16 protein-coding genes are annotated in these 17,031 nt (G+C 70.0%); all 16 read left to right on the top strand.

Going from position 1 to position 17,031, the window contains the following annotated elements; genetic code table 11:
- Positions 1-172: 172 nt before the first annotated feature.
- The 16 genes from MQH31_RS14180 (at position 173) to der (ending at position 16,928) form a co-directional block, all read left to right on the top strand.
- On the top strand, positions 173-2,326 hold the full coding sequence (locus MQH31_RS14180) for a primosomal protein (protein ID WP_243012571.1): 2,154 nt from the start codon (positions 173-175) through the stop codon (positions 2,324-2,326).
- The gene (locus MQH31_RS14175) at positions 2,319-3,332 is read left to right on the top strand and encodes an HAD-IIA family hydrolase (protein WP_243012570.1); all 1,014 of its coding nucleotides are present in this window, start codon (positions 2,319-2,321) and stop codon (positions 3,330-3,332) included. The genes MQH31_RS14180 and MQH31_RS14175 overlap by 8 nt, the downstream gene beginning before the upstream one ends.
- A gap of 10 nt (positions 3,333-3,342) precedes the next feature.
- The gene (locus tag MQH31_RS14170; protein WP_134536046.1) at positions 3,343-3,531 is read left to right on the top strand and encodes a hypothetical protein; all 189 of its coding nucleotides are present in this window, start codon (positions 3,343-3,345) and stop codon (positions 3,529-3,531) included.
- 64 nt (positions 3,532-3,595) lie between these two features.
- A complete protein-coding gene (locus MQH31_RS14165) occupies positions 3,596-4,396 on the top strand; it encodes a TlyA family RNA methyltransferase (RefSeq protein ID WP_243012599.1) in 801 nt (266 codons plus the stop codon).
- A gap of 4 nt (positions 4,397-4,400) precedes the next feature.
- Positions 4,401-5,321 carry an NAD kinase gene (locus MQH31_RS14160; RefSeq protein ID WP_134536048.1) on the top strand — a complete coding sequence of 307 codons (921 nt, stop codon included), beginning with the start codon at positions 4,401-4,403 and terminating at the stop codon, positions 5,319-5,321.
- A 24-nt stretch (positions 5,322-5,345) separates the two neighbouring features.
- The gene (gene recN / locus MQH31_RS14155; RefSeq protein WP_243012569.1) at positions 5,346-7,058 is read left to right on the top strand and encodes a DNA repair protein RecN; all 1,713 of its coding nucleotides are present in this window, start codon (positions 5,346-5,348) and stop codon (positions 7,056-7,058) included.
- Positions 7,055-8,803, top strand: a complete 1,749-nt coding sequence (pyrG, locus tag MQH31_RS14150; RefSeq protein ID WP_243012568.1) for a CTP synthase — start codon at positions 7,055-7,057, stop codon at positions 8,801-8,803. The genes recN and pyrG overlap by 4 nt, the downstream gene beginning before the upstream one ends.
- Positions 8,804-8,806: 3 nt before the next feature.
- Entirely contained in the window at positions 8,807-9,445 is a 639-nt protein-coding gene (locus MQH31_RS14145; RefSeq protein WP_243012567.1) for an NUDIX domain-containing protein, read from the top strand.
- Entirely contained in the window at positions 9,442-10,347 is a 906-nt protein-coding gene (gene xerD, locus MQH31_RS14140) for a site-specific tyrosine recombinase XerD (protein ID WP_243012566.1), read from the top strand. Before MQH31_RS14145 ends, xerD begins: the two co-directional genes overlap by 4 nt.
- Before the next feature lie 115 nt (positions 10,348-10,462).
- The gene (locus MQH31_RS14135; RefSeq protein ID WP_134536058.1) at positions 10,463-11,380 is read left to right on the top strand and encodes a ParA family protein; all 918 of its coding nucleotides are present in this window, start codon (positions 10,463-10,465) and stop codon (positions 11,378-11,380) included.
- Positions 11,364-12,188, top strand: coding sequence for a segregation and condensation protein A (locus tag MQH31_RS14130; protein WP_243012565.1), 825 nt, complete (start codon positions 11,364-11,366; stop codon positions 12,186-12,188). Before MQH31_RS14135 ends, MQH31_RS14130 begins: the two co-directional genes overlap by 17 nt.
- A complete protein-coding gene (gene scpB / locus MQH31_RS14125) occupies positions 12,178-12,828 on the top strand; it encodes an SMC-Scp complex subunit ScpB (RefSeq protein WP_243012564.1) in 651 nt (216 codons plus the stop codon). Before MQH31_RS14130 ends, scpB begins: the two co-directional genes overlap by 11 nt.
- Positions 12,825-13,613 carry a pseudouridine synthase gene (locus MQH31_RS14120; protein WP_134450161.1) on the top strand — a complete coding sequence of 263 codons (789 nt, stop codon included), beginning with the start codon at positions 12,825-12,827 and terminating at the stop codon, positions 13,611-13,613. Before scpB ends, MQH31_RS14120 begins: the two co-directional genes overlap by 4 nt.
- Positions 13,614-13,645: 32 nt before the next feature.
- Positions 13,646-14,728, top strand: coding sequence for a prephenate dehydrogenase (locus MQH31_RS14115; RefSeq protein WP_243012563.1), 1,083 nt, complete (start codon positions 13,646-13,648; stop codon positions 14,726-14,728).
- 3 nt (positions 14,729-14,731) lie between these two features.
- Entirely contained in the window at positions 14,732-15,424 is a 693-nt protein-coding gene (gene cmk / locus MQH31_RS14110) for a (d)CMP kinase (protein ID WP_243012562.1), read from the top strand.
- The gene (gene der, locus MQH31_RS14105) at positions 15,417-16,928 is read left to right on the top strand and encodes a ribosome biogenesis GTPase Der (RefSeq protein ID WP_134450163.1); all 1,512 of its coding nucleotides are present in this window, start codon (positions 15,417-15,419) and stop codon (positions 16,926-16,928) included. Before cmk ends, der begins: the two co-directional genes overlap by 8 nt.
- Positions 16,929-17,031: the final 103 nt, after the last annotated feature.

Below are 17,031 nucleotides of genomic sequence, written 5' to 3'. Positions count from 1 at the left end.
CTCAGCGCCGATGGTACTGCAGGGGGGACCCTGTGGGAGAGTAGGACACCGCCGGACTTAACTTAGAAACACCAGAAGTACACAAAATGGCCACCTAACGGGTGGCCATTTTGCGTTAAGCCGTAGGCTTGACGAGTCTGCCTTCGAGGCAACCAATTACACAGGAGACACAGTGAGCCCTTCAGGAACTAACGGTAATGACGCACGCGACGGCGGACGCCCGCCCGGGGCTCGCGGCAACAACGGATCCGGCGGCTATCAGGGCCGCTCCGATCGCCCCCAGCGTGACGGTGACCGTCCTCCTTATAAGGGCACCAACGACCGTTCGCAGGGTGGCGAGCGTGCGCCGTACCGCGGGAACAACGACCGTCCCCAGGGCGACCGTCCCCAGTACGGTGACCGTCCCGCCTATCGCGGCAACACCGACCGCCCGCAGAGCGGCGAGCGTGCCCCGTACCGTGGCAATTCCGATCGTCCGCAGTCGGGGGAGCGTGCCCCGTACCGTGGCAACTCCGACCGTCCGCAGCGCGACGGCGAGCGTCCCCCGTACCGCGGTAACAACGACCGCCCGCAGAGCGGCGACCGTGCTCCGTACCGTGGTAATTCCGATCGGCCGCAGTCGGGGGAGCGTGCCCCGTACCGCGGTAACTCCGACCGTCCGCAGCGCGATGGTGAGCGTCCTCCGTACCGTGGCAATTCCGAGCGTCCCCAGGGCGACCGTGCTCCGTACCGCGGCAACAACGAGCGCCCGCAGAGTGGCGAGCGTGCCCCGTACCGTGGCAACTCCGAGCGCCCGCAGCGCGATGGTGAACGTGCCCCGTATCGCGGCAACTCCGAGCGTCCCCAGGGTGACCGTGCTCCGTACCGTGGTAACTCCGATCGTCCGCAGTCCGGTGAACGTGCCCCGTATCGCGGCAACTCCGAGCGTCCCCAGGGTGACCGTGCTCCGTACCGTGGTAACTCCGATCGTCCGCAGTCCGGCGAACGTGCCCCGTACCGCGGCAACTCCGAGCGCCCGCAGCGCGACGGCGAGCGTCCTCCTTACCGTGGCAATTCCGATCGTCCCCAGACCGGTGAGCGCAAGCCCTGGTCGAAGGACGCACCGCGCACCGACCGTCCGCAGCGTGATGGCGAACGTCCCGCATACCGGGGCAATTCCGATCGTCCCCAGACCGGTGAGCGCAAGCCCTGGTCCAAGGACGCACCACGCACCGAGCGTCCGCAGTCCGGTGGCGACCGCAAGCCCTGGGCGAACGCGACCCAGCGCGGCGGTTCGGCGACCCGCGCCGGAGCACCGCGCGGCGACGCCGGCAAGAAGCTCTGGACCCGCGACGGCGCCCCCGCCCGCGGCGATCGTGATGCCCGCGCCGTCGAAGAGGAAATGACCGAAGAGCAGCGGATGCAGCGCGAGCTGCGTTCGGTGCGCCCGCGCCACGACGACCCCGAACTCCCCGACGACATTTCGTCGGCGGACCTCGACCGGCTTGCGCGGAACGAACTCAAGACCCTGACCAAGGACAACGCCGAGGCCGTCGGCGCCCATCTCGCCATGGCCGCACGGGTCATCGACGAGGACCCCGAGCTCGCCCACCGGCACGTGATGAGTGCAGCCCGCCGCGCCGGCCGCATCGCGGTCGTGCGGGAGAGCCTCGCGATCACCGCGTACGCCACGGGCGACTTCGCCCTGGCCCTGCGCGAACTCCGCACCTACCGTCGCATCTCCGGGTCCAACTCGCAGCTGCCGCTGATGGTCGACAGCGAACGCGGCGTCGGTCGCCCCGACCGTGCCCTCGAGCTCGGCCGCTCCGTCGACCGCTCGACCCTGCCCGCCGGCGTGCAGGTCGCCCTCGCGATCGCGATGTCGGGCGCCCGCCTCGACCTCGGCGAAACCGAAGCCGCACTGGCCGAGCTCGACATCCCGCAGCTCGACCCGAAGACCGCGTTCTCCTACAGTGCCGAGCTGTTCTCGGCCTACGCCGAGGTGCTCGAGGAACTCGGACGCATCGACGAGGCCGCGCAGTGGAACGAGCGCGCCGACCGTGCCGACGCTGCACAGGCATCCGCTGCCGACATCGACGAGACCATCGAGATTCTCGAGATCGACGAAGAGGACACCGACGACGAGTACTTCGACGTCGATGACAGCGATGACGACGACGAAGACGGCGACGAGCCCGAGATCGACGAGCCGGCTGCTGAGTCCGACGAGATCGACGAGCTCGAGGTCGCCGACGAGGTCATCGATGTGGTGCTGACGGACTCCGGAGTGGACCCGGCGACGGGAACCGACGAGGAGTCCGATGCTCCGGCGCCGACGCATGAGTGACGCGGCGACGCCGCTCACCGGCGTCGACGTGGTGCTCGCCGACCTCGACGGCGTCGTGTACCAGGGACCGCACGCGATCCCGTTCGCGATCGACAGCCTGAACAAGGCCGCGGAGACCGTGCGGGTCGGCTACCTCACCAACAACGCCTCCCGCACCGACCAGACCGTCGCCGACCACCTCACCGAGCTCGGGCTGCACGCCCGCGCCGAAGATGTCGTCACCTCACCGCAGGCCGCCGTCCGGCTGCTCGCCCAGGAGGTCCCCGCCGGCGCGCGCATCCTCGTCATCGGGGGAGCCGGCCTCGTGAAAGAGGTCGAGAAGGGCGGGTTCGAGATCACCCGCTCCGCCGACGACCACCCCGCCGCCGTGATCCAGGGCTTCACGCCCGAACTCGGCTGGAAGGACCTCGCCGAGGCCGCTTTCGCGCTGCACCCGAACGAAGACGGCATCGAGATCCCCTGGGTCGCGACGAACACCGACTGGACGATCCCTGTCGCCCGCGGCATCGCGCCCGGAAACGGCACCCTCGTCGCCGCCGTGCACAGCGCCGTCGGCCGGCTCCCGATCGTTGCCGGCAAGCCGGAGGTCGCGATCTTCGACGAGGCCATGAGCCGCTTCGAGGCGAAGCACGCGCTCTTCATCGGCGACCGGCTCGACACCGACATCCTCGGCGCCAACCGGGCCGGCATCCCCGCGGTGCTCGTGCTCACCGGCATCGACAAGGCCAAGCAGGCCCTCGCCGCCGCCGAGAACGAGCGCCCCCGCTACATCCTCGACGACCTGCGCCAGCTGCACGAGCCCTACCCGGAGACCGTGTTCTCCAAGGACCGCGCCACCGCGACCGTCGCCGGCGCGAGCGTGCGCATCAACGGTGCCGACGTCGAGATCGTCGCGGAGGGCGACGGCGGGATCAACCTGCTCCGCGCCGCGTGCGCCGTGATCTGGGCGTCCGGCCGGCCGATCTACGGGCTGAATGTTCCGGAGCGACTGTATCTCAGACGGTAACGTGGAGAGGGTGCAGCAGAACCCAGCGGACATCCCCCAGGGCGGCAGCCCCGACAATGTTGCCATCGCGGACGAACTCCTGTCCCGGCTCGGCGACATTGGCGACCTGCCCCTCGAAGACCGCGCGGCGGCCTACGCGCAGCTGCACGACGAGCTGCGCACCCACCTCGAGGGCGGCGACAGTGCACCCCGGCCCTGAGGCGAACACGAACGCGGGCGCTGAGCCGAGCCCCGAGTCCGTGTCCGAGCCCGTCGCCGAGCGGATGCCCGACCAGCGCCTCGACACGGCCCTCGCCGACCGCGGGCTCGTGCGTTCGCGCACGGTAGCGGCGCAGGTGATCGCCGGAGGTCTCGTGACCGTCGACGGCCACCCCGTCGTCAAGGCGTCCACCAAGGTGCGCGCCGACCAGGTGCTCGCGGTGGCGCCGACCGACCACTACGTCAGCCGCGGCGCCCACAAGCTCATCGCCGCGCTCGACGCCTTCGACATTCCCGTCGCGGGCCGCACCGTGCTCGACGCGGGCGCCTCGACCGGCGGCTTCAGCCAGGTGCTCCTCGAACGCGGCGCCGCTCAGGTGCTCGCCGTCGACGTCGGCCACGGCCAGCTCGCCCCCGAGCTCGCCCATGAACCGCACCTCGCCGTCGTCGAGGGGTTCAACCTGCGTTACGCGACCCCGGAAACGCTCGCCGCGGCATCCGGTATCGACACCCGCCCCGACCTCGTCGTCGGCGACCTGTCGTTCATCTCACTCCCGACCGTGCTGCCGGCCCTCGTGGCGACGGCCGCAGAGGGCGCCGATTTCGTGCTGCTGATCAAGCCGCAGTTCGAGGTCGGAAAGGAGAGCATCCGCGAGGGCGTCGTGCACCGGCCCGCACTCCGCGCCGACGCGATCGCCGGCGTGCTCTGGGCTGGCTGGGACCTCGGCCTCCGCACAAACGGCCTGATCGCGTCCCCGATCGTCGGAGCGGCGGGTAATCAGGAGTATCTGTGCTGGATGAACGCCCGGGTGGGCAGCAATCCGACAGAATGGATCGACCGCACAACGGACCTGGTGGGAGCGTGACGAGATGACTGCATCACCCCGGCACATCCTTGTCGTCGCGCACACCGGGCGCAAGGACTCGCTCCAGGCTGCCGTGACCGTCTGTCAGCAGCTGCTCGCCGCCGACGCGACCCCCGTGCTCGCACCGACCGAGCTCACCGACATCCTCGCCTACTGCCCCGAGCTCGACGGCCGCCTCGCGATCCTCGGCGACACCGTGCAGGCGACCGAGCTCGAGCTCGTCATCATCCTCGGCGGGGACGGCACCATCCTGCGCGCCGCCGAGATCGTGCGCGGCTGCTCCGCGCCCCTGCTCGGCATCAACCTCGGCCACGTCGGCTTCCTCGCCGAAAGCGAACGCGACGACCTCGGCGAAGCCGTGCGCCGCGCGCTCCTCCGCGACTATCTCGTCGAAGAACGCATGGCCCTTGCCGTCCGGGTCAAACTCGGCGACGAGGTCATCTACGAAACCTGGGCGCTCAACGAGGCCACGGTCGAAAAGGCGAGCCGTGAGCGGATGCTCGAAGTCGTCGTCGAGGTCGACGGCCGGCCGCTCTCCTCCTTCGGCTGCGACGGCATCGTGATGTCCACCCCGACCGGATCGACCGCGTACGCCTTCTCGGCGGGCGGCCCGATCGTCTGGCCGAGCCTCGACGCGCTCCTGCTCGTGCCGCTCAGCGCCCACGCCCTCTTCTCCCGCCCGCTCGTCGTCGGCCCGGATTCATCGCTCGCCGTCGAGGTGCTCGCGCACTACGGCGGAGCCGCGGTGCTCTGCGCCGACGGCCGCCGGGTGCACGACCTCCCCGCCGGATCCCGCGTGATCGTGCGCCGCTCCCCGGTGCCGGTGCGCCTCGCCCGCCTGCACAGCGGCCCGTTCACCGACCGTCTGGTGAACAAGTTCAACCTGCCCGTCACGGGCTGGCGCGGACCGGTCGGACGTGAGTGAGCCCCGCATGAGAGACACCCGCTCGTGATCGAGGAACTCGTCATCCGCGACCTCGGCGTGATCAAGGAGGCCACCCTCCCGCTCGGCCCCGGCTTCACGGCCGTGACCGGCGAGACCGGCGCGGGCAAGACCATGGTCGTCACCGCGCTCGGCCTCCTGCTCGGCGCCCGCGCAGACCCCGGCCTCGTGCGCCACGGCGCCCAGCAGACCTGGGTCGAGGGCCGCTGGCAGGTCGAGGCGGACGGCACCGTCGCCGGTCGCGTCCGCGACGCCGGGGGAGACCTCGACGGCCCTGAACTCATCCTCAGCCGTTCGGTCTCCGCGGAGGGCCGCAGCCGCGCCATCGTCGGCGGTCGCAGCGCCCCCGCGAGCGTGCTCGGCGACCTCGGCGGCGACCTCGTCGTCGTGCACGGCCAGTCCGACCAGGTCCGGCTCCGCTCCGCCGGCGCCCAGCGCGCCGCCCTCGACCGCTACGCCGGCCCCGAACTCGGCCCGGTGCTCGCGGACTTCGAGACCCACTACCACCGCTGGCAGGACGACCGCGCCGAACTCGCCCGCCTCGTCACCGAACAGGACGAGCGCACGAGCGAGGCCGCAGAGCTCCGGGCCGCCATCGACGAGATCGAGGCGATAGCCCCACAGCCCGGCGAAGACGACGAGCTCACCGCCCGCGCCGAACGGCTCGGCAACCTCGAAGAACTCCGCCTCGCCGCCGCCCAGACCCGCGAGCTCCTCTCCGCGGAAGAGAACCCCGACGACCTGCCGGATGCCGTCACCCTGCTCGACGCCGCCCGCAGGCAACTCGAACGGGCCGGTGACCACGACCCCGCCCTGTCCGAGTTCGCGCAGAGCCTCGCCAATGCCGGCTTCCTGGTGGCGGATGTCGCCGCGCAGCTCTCGAGCTACCTCGCCGGCCTCGACGCCGACGGCGCCCGGGAGCTCGAGATTGTGCAGGAACGCCGGGCCGTGCTCACCGGCCTCGCCCGCAAGTACGCCGGCGGCCTCGACGAGGCGATCGCCTTCCTCGACACCGGCAGCGCCCGCCTGCTCGAACTCGACGGGGACACCGACCGGATCGAGCAGCTCCGTGCCGACACCGAAGCCGAGCTGCTCGTCGTCGAGGCGCTCGCGGACCGGCTCACCGGCATCCGCACCAAAGCGGCCGCCGACCTCGGCACCGCCGTCACCGAGGAGCTCAGCGCGCTCGCGATGCCCGACGCCGCCCTGGTGGTCGAGGTCGACAGCGGGGGAGAGCTCACTGCTCACGGCCGCGACCAGGTCGGCATCCTGCTGCGCCCGCACGCGGGCGCCGAACCGCGCACCCTCGCCCGCGGCGCCTCCGGCGGCGAACTGTCCCGGGTGATGCTCGCCATCGAAGTCGTGATCAACGCGACAGACCCGGTTGCGACCTTCGTCTTCGACGAGGTCGACGCCGGCGTGGGCGGCGCGGCCGCGATCGAGATCGGCCGACGGCTCGCCCGGCTTGCCGAGACCGCGCAAGTGATCGTGGTGACCCACCTCGCCCAGGTCGCGGCCTTCGCGGGCAACCACCTGAGCGTTGTCAAGGACAGCGACGGCTCGGTCACCGAGTCGAGTGTCCGCCAGCTGACCGGCGACGATCGCGCCGCCGAAATGGCCCGGCTGCTGTCCGGCCTGCCCGACTCCGTGAGCGGGCTCGAACACGCCCGCGAACTGATGAACCTCGCGAGTGCTGGCGGATCCACGAAGATCCGATGATAGAGTCGAAGCCCGTGGTGGAAAATAGAAACGCGGACAATTCAGACGGCACAACCAAGCACATCTTTGTGACTGGTGGTGTCGTTTCTTCATTAGGCAAGGGCCTGACGGCCGCAAGCCTCGGCAATCTCCTGACGGCCAGCGGCTTACGCGTCGTCATGCAGAAGCTCGACCCCTACCTCAACGTGGACCCGGGAACGATGAACCCGTTCCAGCACGGTGAGGTCTTCGTCACGGACGACGGCGCGGAGACCGATCTCGACATCGGCCACTACGAACGCTTCCTCGACATCAACCTCAACCAGGCCGCGAACGTCACCACCGGCCAGGTCTACTCGCAGGTCATCGCCAAGGAACGCCGCGGCGAGTACCTCGGCGACACCGTGCAGGTCATCCCGCACATCACCGACGAGATCAAGCGCCGGATGCGCCTCCAGGCCGACGACGCGCTGCGCCCCGACGTGATCATCTCCGAAATCGGCGGCACCGTCGGCGACATCGAGTCCCAGCCGTTCCTCGAGGCCGCCCGCCAGGTGCGCCACGAACTCGGCCGCCAGAACGTGTTCTTCGTGCACGTCTCCCTCGTGCCCTTCCTCGGTGCGGCCGGCGAGCAGAAGACCAAGCCCACCCAGCACTCCGTCGCCGCACTCCGCTCGATCGGTATCCAGCCCGACGCGCTCGTGCTGCGCAGCGACCGTCCCGTCTCCGACGCGAACAAGCGCAAGATCGCGCTGATGTGCGACGTCGACGAAGACGCCGTGGTCAACTGCATCGACGTGCCCAGCATCTACGAGATCCCCGCCGTGCTGCACGAGCAGGGCCTCGACAGGTACATCACCGACCACCTCGGACTGCCCGTCACGAGCGTCGACTGGACCGGCTGGCAGAAGGTGCTCGACGCCGTGCGCGAGCCCAAGCACGAGGTCACGATCGGCCTCGTCGGCAAGTACATCGACCTGCCCGACGCCTACCTCTCCGTCACCGAGGCCCTCCGCGCCGGCGGCTTCGCCCACAAGACCAAGGTCCACGTTCGCTGGATCGCCTCCGACGAGTGCGAGACCGAGGAAGGCGCCACCCGCCTGCTCGGTGACCTCGACGGCATCTGCGTCCCCGGCGGCTTCGGCGTGCGCGGCATCGAGGGCAAGCTCGGGGCTCTCCGCTTCGCCCGCGAGAACGGCATCCCCGTGCTCGGTCTCTGCCTCGGCCTGCAGTGCATGGTCATCGAGTACGCCCGCAACAAGGCCGGCCTCACCGGGGCGTCCTCCTCCGAGTTCGACCCGGACACCGAGTTCCCCGTGATCGCGACCATGGAGGAGCAGATCGAGATCATCGCCGGCGGCGACCTGGGCGGCACCATGCGCCTCGGCCTCTACCCGGCAGACCTCGCCGCGGGCTCTCTCGTCGCCGAACTCTACGGAGCGCCCTCGGCCTCCGAACGTCACCGTCACCGCTACGAGGTCAACAACGCGTTCCGTGAGCAGATCGCGGATGCCGGCATGTGGTTCTCCGGTACCTCTCCCGACGGCCACCTGGTCGAGTACGTCGAGCTGCCGCGCGCCGAGCACCCGTTCTACGTGGGCACCCAGGCGCACCCGGAGCTCCGCTCGCGCCCGAGCCACGCGCATCCGCTGTTCCGCGGCCTGATCGGCGCCGCACTCGACCGCCAGCAGGCCAGCCGCCTGTTCGAGGTCAACGAAGGCAACGACACCGTCGACGTCGCAGACGTCGTCGGCGCCGAGGCCTGAGCCGTGACCGAACTCCTCGAGGACGAGGTCGCCTCCGCGGTGGTCTCCGAGTCCGACGTGGTCTTCGCCGGCCACGTCTGGGACATCCGCAAGGACACCTTCCGCTACGGTGACTCCGACATCGTGCGCGACTACGTCGACCACACCGGCGCCGTCGCCATTTTCGCCCTCGACGAGCACGACCGGGTGCTGCTGATCAAGCAGTACCGGCACCCCGTCGGCATGCGCGAGTGGGAGCTGCCCGCCGGCCTCCTCGACGAAGCCAACGAGCATCCGGTCGAGGCGGCCAAGCGCGAGCTCGCCGAGGAGACCGACTACGTCGCCGCGGAGTGGAACGTGCTGAGCGAGTTCTACACCTCGCCAGGCGGCAGCAACGAAGCCCTGCGCATCTACCTCGCCCGCGGCCTCACCGCCGCGCCGGAGGTCTTCGCCCGCACCGAAGAGGAAGCCGACATGGAGATCCGCTGGGTCCCCTTCGCCGACTGCCTCGACGCCGTGCTCGCGCGCCGCGTGCAGAACCCCTCGCTCGTGATCGCGGTGCTCGCCGCCTTCGCCGCGAAGGAGCGCAACTGGAGCAGCCTCGGCGCCGCCGACCTGCCCTGGCCGCGGCACCCGAACAATTGGGCCCACACCGGCCGATGACGGTCGCGGCGGCGGTCGAAGCGTTCCTGCGGCACGTCGCGATCGAGCGCGGGCTCAGCGCGAACACCGTCGCCGCCTACCGGCGCGACCTCGTGGTCTACGCCGGCTGGCTCGACACCGAGGGCATCACCGCACCCGGGCAGGTCACCGCGCTGCACGTCTCCGCGTTCGTGCGGTACCTCGCGACGCGTGAAGAGTCACCGCTGACGGCCGCGTCGATCGCACGGATGCTGTCGACCGTGCGCGGGCTGCACCGGTTCCTGCTCGAGGAGTCCTTCGTCGACGCCGACGTCGCCCACGACGTCAAACCGCCGAAGCTCGCGACCCGGCTGCCCAAGGCCATCAGCATCGAACAGGTGACCCGGCTCCTCGCCGCGACCGACGGCGAGGACGTGCAGCAACTGCGCGACAAGGCGCTCCTCGAACTGCTCTACGCGACCGGTGCCCGCATCTCGGAGGCCGTCGACCTCAACGTGGACGACGTGCTCGACCTCGACGTCGTGCGGCTGACCGGCAAGGGGAACAAGCAACGCCTGGTTCCGGTCGGCAGCTTCGCCCGTGCGGCCGTTGAGGCCTACCTGGTGCGGGGGAGGCCCGTGCTCTCCGCCCGCGGCACGGCGACGCCCGCGCTCTTCCTCGGTCTGCGTGGCAAGCGCCTCGGCCGCCAGAACGCCTGGCTGCTCATCCGCGCGGCGGCCGAGCGTGCCGGCCTCGAGGGCCACGTCTCGCCGCACACGCTCCGGCACTCCTTCGCGACGCACCTCCTCGCCGGCGGCGCCGACGTGCGTGTGGTGCAGGAGCTCCTCGGGCACTCCTCCGTCGCGACGACCCAGCTGTACACCCTCGTCACGGCGGACACCCTCCGCGACATGTACACGACCGCGCACCCGCGCGCCCGCTGAGCCCGCCGGAACCACTGAATCGGCGGCATTCGTTTCACCCGGCGGATGCGGAACCGCGGCTTTCCGGCGATCCTTGCGAAAGGGCGCCGATCCGCTCGGTACACTCGACTGAGTGATGGGTGCAGGACGGAACGAGGACACCGGAGTGAAGCGCGAAAAGGCTGACCGGACACTACTCCCCGGATTCGAGGACGTGGTCGTCGGTGCGACCGGACGGCCGAAACACGAATTCGACGAACCCGCGCCGCTGGCCAGCCACGGCCCCGCGCGCATCATCTCGCTCTGCAACCAGAAGGGCGGCGTCGGCAAGACGACGACCACCATCAACCTGGGTGCCGCACTCGCCGGCTACGGCCGCCGCGTACTCGCGATCGACTTCGACCCCCAGGGCGCCCTGTCCGCGGGCCTCGGCATCCCCACCCACGACCTGCCCACGGTCTACGACCTGCTGCTCGGCAACAAGTACACCCCGGCCGAGGTCATCCAGAAGACCGCCGTCGAGAACCTCGACATCATGCCCGCGAACATCGACCTCTCCGCCGCCGAGGTGCACCTCGTCAACGAGGTCGCCCGCGAGCAGATCCTCGCCCGGGTGCTCCGCAAGGTGTCCGCCGACTACGACGTCATCCTGATCGACTGCCAGCCCTCGCTCGGCATCCTCACCGTCAACGCCCTGACCGCGAGCCACGGCGTGCTCATCCCGCTCGAGTGCGAATTCTTCGCCCTGCGCGGCGTCGCCCTCCTGATCGAGACCATCGACAAGGTGCGCGACCGCCTCAACCCCGCGATCGAACTCGACGGCATCCTCGCGACCATGTTCGACTCGCGCACCCTGCACTCCCGCGAGGTCCTCGAGCGCGTCGTCGACGCGTTCGGCGACAGCGTGCTCGAGACCGTCATCGGCCGCACCGTGAAGTTCCCCGACGCGAGCGTCGCCGGGGTGCCGATCACCGAGTTCGCGCCCGAACACGCGGCGGCCAAGGCCTACCGCCAGGCGGCGCGGGAACTGATCCAGCGTGGCGCTGTCGCCTGACACCGTCCCGACGCGGACATTCTCGGTCGCCCTGGGCAACTTCGAGGGCCCGTTCGACCTGCTGCTCTCCCTGATCAGCAAGCACGAACTCGACATCACCGAGGTGTCGCTCAGCCGGGTCACCGACGAGTTCATCGCCCACCTCAAGGGACTCGACCAGGCCGAGGAACTCGACCAGGCGAGCGAATTCCTCGTCGTCGCCGCGACCCTGCTCGACCTCAAGGTCGCCGGGCTCCTGCCCCAGGGCGAACTCGTCGACGCCGAGGATGCCGCGCTGCTCGAGGCCAGGGACCTGCTCTTCGCCCGCCTGCTGCAGTACCGCGCCTTCAAGACCGCGTCGGCGTGGTTCCTCGGCCGGATCGAGGTCGAGTCCGCCCGGCACGTGCGGTCCGTCCGCCTCGAAGACAAGTTCCGGCAGCAGACCCCCGAACTCGTCTGGACGCTCTCGCTCGCCGACTTCGCCGCCCTCGCCACCCGGGCGCTCACCCCGCGCGAGGTGCCCACCGTGGGACTGGACCACCTGCACGCGCCGCTGGTCAGCATCCGTGAGCAGGCGGCCTGGCTCGTCGGGATGCTGCGCTCGGGCGACACCCTCACCTTCCGTGAACTCATCGCCGACGTCGAACTGACCGGCGTGATCATCGCCCGGTTCCTCGCCGTGCTCGAGCTCTACCGGCGCGGTTTCCTCTCCTTTGACCAGCTCGAACCCCTCGGTGACCTGAGCCTGCACTGGAGCGCCGCGGCGTCCCCGGACGACGACTGGTCGGACGACACCCTCGCGAACCTCGGAGCGGACTATGGCAACTGACACCCTGGCCGGCCCCGGCGCGACCCGCACGCCCGGCACGACCCGCACGCCCGCAGCCGGCGAACCCGGCAGCGCACTCGCCGCGGAGGCCGCCGCCCTCGACCGTTCCCTCGAGGCGATCCTGATGGTCGCCGACGAACCGCAGAGTCTGCTGCACCTCGGCACCGCGCTCCGCCGGCCGCTGAGCGACGTGCGTCGCTCGATCGCCCGGCTCGTCGCCGACTTCGACGGCCGGGACGGCACCGTGCGGCGCGGCTTCGAACTGCGCGAGGTCGCCGGCGGCTGGCGCATCTACGTGCGCCCGGAACACGACGTCATCGTCGCCGACTTCGTGCTCACCCAGAACCCGAGCAAACTGTCCCAGGCCGCCCTCGAAACCCTCGCCGTGATCGCATACAAGCAACCGATCAGCCGCGGGGCGGTAGCCTCAATCAGGGCCGTTAACGTGGACTCGGTCGTACGCACCCTCGTGGGGCGCGGCCTGATCACCGAGGTCTTCACCGATAGTGAGACCGGTGCGATCAACTACGGCACCACGGACTTGCTGCTCACACAGCTGGGAATCAACTCGCTCGACGAGTTGCCCTACTTATCGCCCCTGCTCGCAGACGGCGCAAATGGATTTGAGGATTCACCATGACGATCGACCCCCAGGGCACGCCCACCAACCCGGAAGCCGCCGCAGACGGCGTGCGCCTGCAGAAGGTGATGGCCTCAGCGGGGGTCGCCTCCCGCCGGGTCTCCGAAGACCTCATCGCCGCGGGCCGGGTGCGCGTGAACGGCAAGGTCGTCACCGAACTCGGGCGGCGCATCCACCCCGACCACGACCAGATCATGGTCGACAACGTCGCCATCCAGCTCGACACCAGCCGCCGCTACGTGATGCTGAACAAGCCCGTCGGCGTCGTCTCCTCGATGCAGGACGAGAGCGGCCGCCCCGACCTGCGCGAATTCACCGAGCAGTTCGAGGAACGCCTCTTCAACGTGGGCCGCCTCGACGCCATGACGAGCGGCCTGCTCATCCTGACGAACGACGGCGACCTCGCTCACATCCTCGCGCACCCGTCCTTCGGCGTGATGAAGACCTATATCGCCAAGGTCGAGGGCCGCGTCACCGCGCAGACCATCCAGCTGCTGCAGACCGGCATCGAACTCGACGACGGCCCGATCAACGCCGACAAGGCCCGCATCCTGACGAGCCCTCCCGGCGACGGCTTCAGCCTCGTCGAGCTCACCCTGCACTCCGGCCGCAACCGCATCGTGCGCCGGATGATGGAAGCCGTCGGCCACCCCGTCGTCGACCTCGTCCGCCGCCAGTTCGGACCCCTGCACCTCGGCACCCTGCGGGCCGGCGACCTGCGCGACTTGACTAAGGTTGAACTCGGTCAGCTGCTCACGATTTCGCGGGCGGACACCGAATACTAGAGGCACAACCCGCACGAAGTCAGGAGACACCCGTGGTCGAAAGTCGCCTGATCGGGCCCGTGCGCGTCGTCGGCACCGGGCTGCTCGGCACGAGCATCGGCCTCGGCCTGCGAGCCCGCGGCATCGAAGTCATCCTCGCCGACGCCTCGCCGACGAACCTCAGCATCGCGATCGACTACGGCGCCGGCCGGGCCGCCCTCACCGGCGACCGGCCGCAGCTCATCGTGGTGTGCGTGCCGCCGGACGTGACCGCCGAGATCGTCGCCCGCGAACTCGAGTCCTTCCCCGACGCCATCGTGACGGATGTCGCGAGCGTCAAGCTCGCGCCCCTCGCCGAACTGCGGGCGCGCGGCGCCGATATCTCCCGGTACATCGGCTCGCACCCGCTCGCCGGCCGCGAACGCGGGGGACCCCTCGCCGGCCGCGCCGACCTCTTCCTCGGCCGGCCCTGGGTCGTCGCCGCCCACGACGGCATCAGCTACCAGCAGGCCACCGCGATCGACGACCTCATCCTCGACCTCGGCGCGACCCTCGTCGAGATGAGCCCGGAGGACCACGACCGCAGCGTCGCGCTCGTCTCCCACGTGCCCCAGGTCGTCTCGACCCTGATGGCCCGGCGGCTGACGGATGCCCCCGCCGCCTCCCTCAACCTCGCCGGCCAGGGCCTCCGCGACGTGACCCGCGTTGCCGCGAGCGACCCCGAACTGTGGGTGCAGATCCTCGGCGCGAACGCGGCCCCGGTGCGCGAGATCCTCGTGGCCTACCGCGACGACCTCGACCGGTTCATCGCCGCCCTCGACGACCCGGCCGCCCCCGGCGCCCGCCGCCGCGTCGCCGAAGAACTCGCCGGCGGTAACGCCGGCGTCTCCCGGCTGCCCGGCAAGCACGGCCACGACCGCCGTTTCGTCTCCCTGACCGTGATGGTGGACGACACGCCCGGCCAGATCGCCCGGCTCCTCAACGAGATCGGCGCCCTCGGCGTCAACGTCGAGGACCTCCGGCTCGAGCACTCACCCGGCGCGGAACTCGGCCTCGCCGAGATCTCCGTGCTCCCCGAGGCCGTCACCCGCCTCACCGAAGAGCTGGCCGCACGCGGCTGGCGGATTGCCGGCTAGCACATGACTGAATCCACGCATCCGCTCGTCGTCGCCATCGACGGACCGGCCGGAAGCGGCAAGTCGAGCGTCAGCCGCGCCGTCGCCCGCCGCCTCGGCTACGGCTACCTCGACACCGGCGCCGCCTACCGCGCCCTCGCCTGGTACGTGCGCGACCGCGCCATCGACCCCGCAGACACGGATGCCGTGATCACCTCCCTGCCCGCCTTCGACTACTCGATCGGCACAGACCCCGACGACCCGGCCGTCAGCGTCGGCGCCGACGACGTCACCGAGGCCATCCGCGAGCCGGCCGTTTCGGCGATCGTGAGCGCCGTCGCCCGCATCCCCGCCGTGCGCGCCCACCTCACCGCGCTGTTCCGCAGCATCGCAGCCGGGGTCGACCGGCCCGGAATCGTGGTCGAAGGACGGGACATCACGACCGTCGTCGCACCGGAGGCGGAAGTCCGGATCCTGCTCACGGCATCCGAACAAGCTAGAATGGCTAGGCGCTCTGCGGAAATATCGACTCAATCGGCTCAAACCGTGGCAGATCAGTTGCGATCGAGGGATCGCGCCGACTCACAGGTCGTCGAATTCATGAGCGCCGCAGACGGTGTGAACACCGTCGACTCCACCCATCTCGACTTCGAACAGACCATTGGCGCGGTCATCGAGGTCATCAACACACGTACCGCGAGGACCTCGCATGACTAACGAATACGACGAAACACTTCCCGATCTCGACCCCGACCTCGGGGCGAGACTGGACGATCTCGACGACGACCTGGCGACACAGCGCGCCGCCGCCCTCCGCACCGGGCTCAACGACTACGACCTCGACGACGAGGACTTCGATGTCCTCGACTCGGTGACGGACGACCCCGACGCGATCACCTACCTCCCGGCCCTGCCGGTCATCGCCATCGTCGGCCGCCCGAACGTGGGCAAGTCGGCGCTCGTCAACCGCATCCTCGGCCGCCGTGAGGCCGTCGTGGAGAACACCCCCGGCGTCACCCGCGACCGCGTCACCTACAAGGGCGAATGGCACGAGCGCAAGTTCAGCATCGTCGACACCGGCGGCTGGGAGCCCGACGCCAAGGGCATCGACGCCTCCGTCGCCATGCAGGCCGAACTCGCCATCGAGCTGTGCGACGTCGTCATGTTCGTCGTCGACTCCAACGTCGGCCCGACCTCGACCGATGAAGCCGTCGTGCGCCTGCTCCGCAAGGCCGGCAAGCCGGTCTTCCTCGTCGCCAACAAGGTCGACGACGTGCGCCAGGAACCCGAATCCGCGAACCTCTGGTCGCTCGGCCTCGGCCAGCCGTGGCCCGTCTCCGCCCTGCACGGCCGCGGCGTCGCCGACCTGCTCGACGCGATCCTCGAGAAGCTTCCCGAGATCTCCGCCGTCGCCAAGCAGGAAGTCGGCGGCCCCCGCCGCGTCGCCATCCTCGGCCGCCCGAACGTCGGCAAGTCCAGCCTCCTGAACAAGGTCGTCGGCGAAGAGCGCGTTGTCGTCAACGAGCTCGCCGGCACCACCCGCGACCCGGTCGACGAGCAGGTCGAACTCGGCGGCAAGGTCTGGCGCTTCGTCGACACCGCCGGCATCCGCCGCCGCGTGCACCTCTCCCAGGGCGCCGACTTCTACGCCTCCCTCCGCACGAGCGCCGCGCTCGAAAAGGCCGAAGTCGCCGTCGTGCTCATCGACGTGACCGAGGTCATCTCCGAGCAGGACGTGCGCGTCATCGACCTCGTCCTCGAATCCGGCCGCGCCCTCGTGCTCGCGTTCAACAAGTGGGACCAGATCGACGACGACCGTCGCCGCTACCTCGAGCGCGAGATCGAGCTCGACCTCGCCCACGTGGCCTGGGCCCCGCGGGTGAACATCTCCGCGAAGACCGGCCGCCACATGGAGAAGCTCGTCCCTGCCCTCGAGGTCGCCCTCGAGTCGTGGGACACCCGCGTCGCCACCGGCAAGTTCAACGCCTTCCTCGCCGAGCTCGCCGCGGAGCACCCGCACCCCGTGCGCAGCGGCAAACAGCCGCGCATCCTGTTCGGCACCCAGGCCTCCAGCCGCCCGCCGACCTTCGTCATCTTCACCACCGGGTTCCTCGACCCGGGCTACCGTCGCTTCATCCAGCGTCGACTGCGTGAGGTCTACGGCTTCGAGGGCAGCCCGATCAACATCAGCATGCGCGTCCGCGAGAAGCGCAAGCGCTAAGCAGTCGCTCCACGCTCCACCAGACGCATGCGTCGCCATCCCGGGTTCGGGAAGGCGGCGCATCCGTCGGTTCAGGGCCTGTTGCGGTGGTCGTGTCGGCAGG

This window comes from Cryobacterium zhongshanensis (assembly GCF_022760445.1).
Taxonomy (GTDB): Bacteria; Actinomycetota; Actinomycetes; order Actinomycetales; family Microbacteriaceae; genus Cryobacterium; species Cryobacterium algoricola.
The sequence above is the reverse complement of the archived record's forward strand: the minus strand, read 5'-3'. Positions and strand labels throughout refer to the sequence as shown.

Bases quoted from the DNA above. Each gene is read 5' to 3' on its own strand.
- MQH31_RS14175 (WP_243012570.1), top strand. From the start codon at position 2,319: ATGAGTGACGCGGCGACGCCGCTCACCGGCGTCGACGTGGTGCTCGCC.
- MQH31_RS14165 (WP_243012599.1), top strand. From the start codon at position 3,596: ATGCCCGACCAGCGCCTCGACACGGCCCTCGCCGACCGCGGGCTCGTG.
- MQH31_RS14160 (WP_134536048.1), top strand. From the start codon at position 4,401: ATGACTGCATCACCCCGGCACATCCTTGTCGTCGCGCACACCGGGCGC.
- pyrG (WP_243012568.1), top strand. From the start codon at position 7,055: ATGATAGAGTCGAAGCCCGTGGTGGAAAATAGAAACGCGGACAATTCA.
- xerD (WP_243012566.1), top strand. From the start codon at position 9,442: ATGACGGTCGCGGCGGCGGTCGAAGCGTTCCTGCGGCACGTCGCGATC.
- MQH31_RS14135 (WP_134536058.1), top strand. From the start codon at position 10,463: ATGGGTGCAGGACGGAACGAGGACACCGGAGTGAAGCGCGAAAAGGCT.
- scpB (WP_243012564.1), top strand. From the start codon at position 12,178: ATGGCAACTGACACCCTGGCCGGCCCCGGCGCGACCCGCACGCCCGGC.
- MQH31_RS14120 (WP_134450161.1), top strand. From the start codon at position 12,825: ATGACGATCGACCCCCAGGGCACGCCCACCAACCCGGAAGCCGCCGCA.
- cmk (WP_243012562.1), top strand. From the start codon at position 14,732: ATGACTGAATCCACGCATCCGCTCGTCGTCGCCATCGACGGACCGGCC.
- der (WP_134450163.1), top strand. From the start codon at position 15,417: ATGACTAACGAATACGACGAAACACTTCCCGATCTCGACCCCGACCTC.